General features: G+C 43.7%; 7 protein-coding genes. 3 read left to right on the top strand and 4 right to left on the bottom strand.

Annotated elements, in window-relative coordinates; genetic code table 11:
• From AB4496_RS03920 to AB4496_RS03910, 3 genes are all read right to left on the bottom strand, one after another.
• Positions 1–429, bottom strand: a 429-nt coding sequence (locus AB4496_RS03920; RefSeq protein WP_136975329.1) for a DUF2796 domain-containing protein, incomplete at its 3' end; no start/stop codon positions are given.
• A gap of 41 nt (positions 430–470) precedes the next feature.
• On the bottom strand, positions 471–761 hold the full coding sequence (locus AB4496_RS03915; protein ID WP_083784112.1) for a DUF2607 domain-containing protein: 291 nt from the start codon (positions 759–761) through the stop codon (positions 471–473).
• Between the two features lie 90 nt (positions 762–851).
• The gene (locus AB4496_RS03910) at positions 852–1,403 is read right to left on the bottom strand and encodes a YtfJ family protein (protein ID WP_009847759.1); all 552 of its coding nucleotides are present in this window, start codon (positions 1,401–1,403) and stop codon (positions 852–854) included.
• A 252-nt stretch (positions 1,404–1,655) separates the two neighbouring features.
• Here AB4496_RS03910 and AB4496_RS03905 point away from each other — a divergent pair, with 252 nt between their 5' ends.
• Positions 1,656–1,856: a DUF1107 family protein gene (locus AB4496_RS03905; RefSeq protein WP_004735283.1), complete on the top strand. Its 201-nt coding sequence runs from the start codon at positions 1,656–1,658 to the stop codon at positions 1,854–1,856.
• Positions 1,857–2,127: 271 nt separating this feature from the next.
• Here AB4496_RS03905 and msrA read toward each other — a convergent pair whose 3' ends face one another.
• Positions 2,128–2,757, bottom strand: a complete 630-nt coding sequence (gene msrA, locus AB4496_RS03900) for a peptide-methionine (S)-S-oxide reductase MsrA (RefSeq protein WP_009847758.1) — start codon at positions 2,755–2,757, stop codon at positions 2,128–2,130.
• 212 nt (positions 2,758–2,969) lie between these two features.
• Between msrA and AB4496_RS03895 the strand changes: the two genes are divergently transcribed.
• Both AB4496_RS03895 and AB4496_RS03890 read left to right on the top strand, forming a co-directional pair.
• On the top strand, positions 2,970–4,682 hold the full coding sequence (locus tag AB4496_RS03895) for an autotransporter assembly complex family protein (protein ID WP_009847757.1): 1,713 nt from the start codon (positions 2,970–2,972) through the stop codon (positions 4,680–4,682).
• On the top strand, positions 4,679–7,627 hold a 2,949-nt coding region (locus AB4496_RS03890), incomplete at its 3' end, for a translocation/assembly module TamB (protein WP_372130604.1). The genes AB4496_RS03895 and AB4496_RS03890, both read left to right, overlap by 4 nt.

Below are 7,627 nucleotides of genomic sequence, written 5' to 3'. Positions count from 1 at the left end.
GCCTTTGTGGTCATCATGGTCGTGTTCTGCGTGATCATGGCCTTTGTGGTCATCATGGTCGTGTTCAGCGTGTTCAGCGTGGTCATGGCCTTCATGGTCATCATGATCGCCTTCCAAGGTGTTCGTCACCGACTTGAACTTCAGAGTACAGCTTGCATTTTTGAAACCAAATAGCTCATCTGGCTTGTTTAATTGCGCAATCGCTTGTTCAAATACTTTCTTTTGCTCAGCAGTTTCTGGAGCATGTTCAAAGCCAACCACATCAGCGCCGGGAGCTGTTACTTCAACAAGTAGTTCTTGCCCATCTTGAGCGATGTTCACCTCAACTTTACCGTGCACGTGTGCTTCGTGAGAGCGGAATTCTTCGTTAGCTAGAACATTAGTAGAGACAGTCATACCGATAACAACGGCTAGAATAGTAGGTTTCATGTTTTTTTCCTGAATAAAGGTTAATTAAAAAGTAGTGGTAATTAAGAAATCTTTACAGGAGGTGAACGTGCTAAATAAGCGAAATACAGGCGCTGTAACGAAATGACTGACTCTGTGATAGCGACAGTAAATTCCGAATGGAACTCTGGGATCTGTGGAAGTGAATGCGCCGTTATGAACTGATTTATCGAAAACAGCTCACAGTGATGTGAAGAGTGATGATGTGGGTCGATATCTACAATATGTGTCGCTGCTAACACGCTCAACATGAGCATCAGCCCAAGCAAGAAGCCTGTTTTACGTTTCACATTATTAGGTGTGTTTTTCCACATCAGGATGATTAACCACAGAATTAAAAAAGGATACTGTTATAATATAACAATATCCTTTGGTCAGGTCTCGAAAAAGACGCGAATATCTTATTAAAGGCTCGCTTTAATCAACTCAATAACTTGAGTGACTTCTGAGTCGTTTAATGCCCCTTCTTTAACAAACAATATTTTACCTTGCTTGTCTTGAACGATAATCGCTGAGCTCTCTTCTTTTAAAGCCCATGATGACGCTACGGTTCCGTCTTCATCTAGCACCATAGAAGACCATGGAAATTCTTCTTTGCTACTTTCTGCTGACGATTTAACAAAAGACCCAGTTCCCCAAATCGCATCATCTTGGTTGATGATGGTAGTGGTTTGGTAGCTGTCTTCTGCGAATTTCGATGCTGTAATTGCTGCCATCAGTTGTGCGTTGAGCTCTTTCGAGCTGCTACGGCCAGCAATAGCTTGAACGACGCGAACTTTACCTAGAAGATCATTGGTTGCCCAAGCTTGATATCCAGTATTTCCGTCGTTTAGTACGATTTCACCATAGTTGCTAACATCGACAGCAGGCAGAGTTGCACCGACTGATAGATTATGAGCATTGGCGAAAAGTGGAGAGGCTGCGGCTAAAAAAGCCAGTAGAGTTTTGTTTTTCATTATATTTTTGTTCCGCTTATTGGTTTGCTCTGGAAGTATAATATGAAATTTGAAAAATGCCTCTTTAACTTTTTTATCGTACGGTGTGGAAATAAGTTGCAGGCTTGTTACCAAAAGGTATAATGCATCAATATCGAGATGAACAATAGATTATCTTGCTGTTTGCTAAAGGAATTAGCGATTTAATGTGCTTTGAATACGTTGGTGTTCAGGTACGTGGCTGTAGTACTCAAATGGAATTGAGGTTGTATTATGTTAAGAAAATTTTCTACTTACCGTCCACATCAGGTGGCGCGTTTCGTTAAAGTCCTGTTCAAAGGCCAGTTTGCTATAGAGGGTATCGGAGAGTTTCGCTTCGACCAAGGCAAGGTGCTTCTTCCTGAAGTTTCAGACAAACAAAAGCTAACGATTTTTAAAGAAGTTAACGGCACCATTGCTGCGCTGCCGGTGTAACTGACTGTTATAGATTTGCATTTCGTCAAATAGATTTCCAATGAAAAAGGGCTTCCTAGCGGAAGCCCTTTTTTAATGGATGTTGTTCTAGTTTGTATGCCTAATACCAATCGTAGTAAATAACTGTTCATCTTAGCTGGTTAAAACACTCGATAACATCGTTAGAAATTTTGATTGTAGAATAACTACTTATCGAAAATTTCTGCCTTGTTCTCAAGCATTTTTCCTGCGCTATTTATGATCACTTACTTACTGTGATTGGTATAACACATTATTGCGGAGGGAAGCACACACCTGTTCCACCCAATCCACAATAACCATTCGGATTTTTAGCTAAGTATTGCTGGTGGTAGGTTTCTGCGAAAAAATATTTTCCAGCAGGCAGAACTTCCGTTGTGATTTCGTTGCCCAATGATTCAGTCATTGCTCGTTGGTATTCACGTTTAGAGTGCTCAGCGATAGTCTGTTGTTCTTCGCTGAAGGTGTATATCGCAGAACGGTATTGAGTCCCTAAATCGTTGCCTTGGCGCATCCCTTGAGTTGGGTCATGACGCTCCCAAAAGGTTTCAAGTACTTGAGCGAGAGATGTTTGTTCGCTATCAAAAATGACACGAACGACTTCGGTATGGCCAGTTTGTCCGCTACATACCTGCTCATAAGTGGGGTTAATCGTGTATCCACCAGCGTAGCCAACAGATGTTGAAATAACGCCGTTCAACTGCCAGAACAAACGCTCAGCTCCCCAGAAGCATCCCATACCAAGTAGGACTTCTTGTTGAGAACCCGTAGGTGTATTGAGCAAGTCAGTTTGATTGACGAAATGGCGCTCAGTGATTCGGATTGGGTCAGCATTTCCCGGTAATGCGGTTGCTGCGGAAACCAGTTGTTGTTTGTTTAGCATATTATATTCCTTTTCGCATACGTTTACCGCGTTAGTTAACATTAGATCTAGGTTTATATTAACTGGAGGCTCATATTAACGGCTGGTTAATATTGATTAAGTCTTTACATTAGACCGTGTTATTACCAGATTTGTTACAGACTCAATGCCTTTTTAGCGGTATGATTTCTTTTCACTTATTAACGTATTGATAACTTCTTCACCAATTAAACATGATAAGAAAAACTTTACCAGTTCTGATTGGCACTCTACTGTCATCGACATTCGCTTTCGCTGACGTTTCCCTTGATATTAAAGGGTTGGATGGCGCGCTTGCAGATAATGTGGATGCTTATCTGAGTGCGATTCCTGAAGAAGAGTATTCGGTCTCATTAAGATTTCAATCTCGCTTGGAGTCGATGATCAACGAAGCGTTGAATGCATTAGGCTACTACCAACCTAATATCACATTTACTCATTCTGAAGATGATACCGAATTGACTGTTACGGTTGAGCCGGGAGAGCCGGTTGTTATTTATGCTTCAGATATTGTTCTGACTGGTGAAGCCAAAGATGATCCTGATTTTTTGGCCTTAATAGCTAAGAGCAAGTTGTCTAAAGGTTCGATTTTGAATCATGGTAATTATGACTCTTTAAAATCATCGATCCGCAATCTTGGATTAGCGAAAGGTTACTTCGATGGGGCGTATGATCTTAGCAAACTAGAAGTCGCTCCTGAATTAAACCGCGCTTATGTCCGCCTTCATTATAACAGTGGTATTCGTTATCACTTTGGCTCTACTCAGGTTACTGGTAGCCAAATAGAAGAAGAGAAGGTGCAGTCACTTAAACCATTTGAAGATGGCGAACCTTACTCGATAACCAAAGTTGGTGAATACAACCAAAACCTTTCCAATACGGATTGGTTCTCTTCAGTCTTTGTTGAGCCTGATTTAAGTCAATTGGGTGAAGGTCGAGAAATTCCGATGAAGGTAAGCCTTGCTCCGCAAGCGCGGAACCAAATTGAAACGGGTATCGGTGTATCAACAGACTTGGGTGTAAAAGGTACCCTTAAATGGAAGAAACCTTGGGTTAATGAGAAAGGTCATAGTTTTAATAGTAGTTTATCGATCTCCAAGCCTGAGCAGACGATTACGGCGGCTTATAAAATCCCATTGGATGACGTGCTTAATGACTACTATCAAATTAAGTATGGAATGAAGAATCTGGATAACCGTGATACCAAGAGTTTGGAGTCAAACTTAGCCTTAGAAAGGTACTGGCGTCTAGATAATGGTTGGCAACGCACGGTATTCATTCGATACCTAGTCGAAAACTATAAACAAGGTTTACAAGACGATTTGGCGCAGTTTGTGTTGCCAGGTGTCTCTTTCTCACGCACTCGAACCCGAGGCGGTTCAATGCCGATGTGGGGCGATAAACAAACCATCATGGTTGAAGCGGCTGATGATACCTTGTTATCTGAAACCCAAGTCGTACGTTTTCAAGGGCAAACCGCATGGATTCGAAGCATTGGTAATAACCACCGAGGTTTAACCCGCCTTCAATTCGGCGGAAACTTTGCGGACGAATTTGATAAGTTATCTCCTTCTTTAAGATTTTTTGCGGGTGGTGATAATAGCATCCGTGGTTATGGCTATGAGTCTATCTCTCCTCGAGATGAAAGTGGCGCACTAACGGGGGCGAAATTCATTGCAACCAGTTCGTTTGAATACCAATATCGCTTAGTTGGGAATTGGTGGGGAGCGGCTTTCTACGATATTGGTGATGCATTCAATGACACGCCAGAGTGGAAACATGGTACTGGTGTCGGGATTCGTTGGGCGTCCCCCGTCGGTCCTGTGAGTTTAGATTTTGCTTGGGGTCTAGATGCGAAAAAAGGTGATGAGTTCCAACTGCACTTTAGTTTAGGGCCAGAATTATGATCAAAGTGGTGGGTAAGTGTATCAAGTGGGCGTCGATTTCATTGACGTCGATTTTGCTATTGTTAATCGCCCTACTAGGTTTTGTTTTGTTCACCAATTCGGGGTTGAATACTGTGTTGTGGGGCGCCGAAAAAGCATTGCCACAACTGAAAGTGGAAAGTACTAAAGGCGCTCTTTTCCCAAGCTTTACGCTTAACAATGTTCAGTTTAAAGATGATAGCCTACATATCGATACCAAGGTTGAAAATTTGGCATTGGCTATCAATCCGCGCTGTCTGCTCGACCCTCAAGTGTGTGTTGACCGCTTAGCGATTCAAGGGCTGGATTTCGCACTTACTGAATTGCCACTAGCTTCTACAGAAGAGGCAGAACCTACTCCGCCCGTAACATCGGTAAAAACACCACTACCAATCGTCATTAATCGAATCGCTTTATCTGATATCAAACTGAATATCTTAGGTCATGAAATTGAATGGGGTTTGTTCTCTACTGCCCTGAGTATGCAGGGGGAAAAGCTGACAGTATCGCCAACTTTATTCAATGATCTTAAGGTTAAACTTGCAGAGTCTACTGAAGATCCACAATCAGAAATAGTCGAGCCAGATACTGCAACTAAGACAGCTATCGAGTTGCCTGAAGTTTGGATTCCTTTGCAGGTTGTACTTGAGCGTTTTGATCTCAACCGTTTCACTCTAGAACAAGAAGCACCAATTGTTGTGAATCACCTCGGGTTAGAAGCTCGCGCGGGTAAACACACGGTTGACGTTTCCAGTCTCGAACTCGATATGCCACAAGCAAGCGCGAACCTAACGACGAAGGTTGAGCTCAAGGGCGGCTATCCGCTAGAGCTTTCTTTGGGTGCGTTGGTGAAAGAAACCGATCTTGCTGGTCAGAAACTGTCTCTGAAAGCACAAGGCAGCGTGGCTAAGTTAAGCCTAGAGTCTCAGTTCTCCGAATTGATTGAGGCAAAGTTGTCTGGGGATATTCAACCCTTAGAACCGACTCTGCCATTTGACCTTCTTTTAGAGGGAGGTAAAGCGCAATGGCCTTTGACAGGTAAAAGTGACTACCAAGCTGCAATTGAGAAATTCAAAGCCGATGGTTCATTAGATGGTTTTAATGTGCAGCTTAAAGCTGAAGCCGATGGTAAGGAGATACCTGCCTTAACAATAGATCTACAAGGTAAAGGCACCACGGAACAGATTGAACTTGAACGCTTGAAACTGAATACCTTGGGTGGCGAACTAAATGGTGTAGTTAAAGCTAACTGGAAGAAGCTCGTTAATTGGCAAGCCGATGTGACGCTCAAAGACATACAACCGGGTCTGCAGTGGCCAGAAGCCGAGGGTAACATTAGCGGAAGCATCGTAACTTCGGGTGAACTGACACAAGCGGGTGGTTGGGCGATTGAACTACCTAAGCTCGATATCGAGGGGATCCTACGAGAATACCCTCTGGATATCAAAGGGCAGTTGTCAGCGTCAGATCGCAGCGCGAGCGGTGAACCTAAACTGAAAACCAGTGGTTTGAGCTTGGCTCACGGTGTTAATTCGATTAAGGCTCAAGGGCAACTGGATAAGCAATGGGGTATGGGCGTTGCGATTAATTTTCCACAGTTAGATAAGAGTGTTCCAGAGCTGACGGGTAAAGTGATGGGTAATATCCAGCTTAGTGGCCCAACGAAAGAGCCAAAGGTCGATCTCGCACTTAATGTTGATAAGGTCGATTGGAATAACGAAGCAACACTAGAATCCTTATCGCTTAATGGCTCAGTGGTTCCTCTGCCATTGCCTGAAGCTCAAGCCGATCTTGTATTGAAAGCTAAGAACTTAACCTATCAAGAACAAAATGTGGAAAGCATTGATTTAACCGTGAATGGCGGTGAGAAGCAGCATACCGTAACACTTGATGTGATATCCGATATAGTGTCGACCAGTTTGGCTATCTCTGGAGAATTGATTCAGAAGCCTTCTCTTATTTGGGATGGGTCGTTAGACAGAGTCAGAATTACCACTCAACAGGGGCCTTGGGTATTAGACCAACCCGTTGCGATTAAGGCGGATGTCGATAAGCAGTATGCCGACGTTCAAGCGCACTGTTGGAAGCAATCGGGTTCGAGCGTGTGTCTGGATGAGGATATCCGCGCTGGAAAGTCAGGTGAGGCCAAACTGGGCGTTAACCAATTCGACTTTGAGCAGATCCAAGCCCTCATGCCTAAAGAAACGCAATTACAGGGCTTAGTCAATGCGACCGCTTATGCCAAATGGTCGGAACAAGGTGAACCTGAGGTGACGGTAAGCGTCGATATGCCGAAAGGTCAGGCTGTTCAACAAGTTGGTGAGCCAATCACACTCGGTTGGGAAAGCGTTGCATTGAATGCCCAACTAAAAGACAACCAACTGAACGCCGACTTTAAGTTGGATGTGTCTGATAATGGTGACCTGTCTGGCACGGTGTCGTTACCAGACATTCTCGCAGAAGACAAAATGGTCGATGCGGCAATTAAGCTGACAACTTTCCATTTGGACTTCTTACAGCCAATCCTCGGCGAATACAGCCTGTTGAAGGCCGATCTTGAGAGTGACCTACAGGTAAAAGGCTCTTTGATGCATCCTCAAGTCTTTGGTCAATTCTCTGTTGATGGTATTCAAGTCAAAGGCGATGTCACACCAGTCGATATTAAAGATGGTCGTATTGACCTCGATTTTGACGGCTACAGCGCGAAGTTAGAGGCCAATGTTGAAACACCCGATGGTCACCTTGATATCGAAGGCTCCGGGGACTGGCAGGATCTTAAAGCATGGCACTCTAACGTTAGAGTGTTTGCTGATGAGTTGATGGTTGATATTCCACCTATGGTTAAGGTGAAGGTCGTGCCTGATATGACCATTGATGTCACGCCAGAGCTTGCAAAAATTACGGGTGATATCGCATTACCGTGGGGA

This window comes from Vibrio sp. 10N.222.46.A1, from assembly GCF_041473595.1.
Classification (GTDB): Bacteria; Pseudomonadota; Gammaproteobacteria; order Enterobacterales; family Vibrionaceae; genus Vibrio; species Vibrio tasmaniensis_A.
Note: the sequence above shows the minus strand (reverse complement) of the source record. Positions and strands in the feature narration are given on the sequence as shown.

What these genes read in the sequence shown, in the direction of transcription:
- AB4496_RS03915 (WP_083784112.1), bottom strand. Translation starts at nt 761, where the DNA reads ATGTGGAAAAACACACCTAATAATGTGAAACGTAAAACAGGCTTCTTG.
- AB4496_RS03910 (WP_009847759.1), bottom strand. Translation starts at nt 1,403, where the DNA reads ATGAAAAACAAAACTCTACTGGCTTTTTTAGCCGCAGCCTCTCCACTT.
- AB4496_RS03905 (WP_004735283.1), top strand. Translation starts at nt 1,656, where the DNA reads ATGTTAAGAAAATTTTCTACTTACCGTCCACATCAGGTGGCGCGTTTC.
- msrA (WP_009847758.1), bottom strand. Translation starts at nt 2,757, where the DNA reads ATGCTAAACAAACAACAACTGGTTTCCGCAGCAACCGCATTACCGGGA.
- AB4496_RS03895 (WP_009847757.1), top strand. Translation starts at nt 2,970, where the DNA reads ATGATAAGAAAAACTTTACCAGTTCTGATTGGCACTCTACTGTCATCG.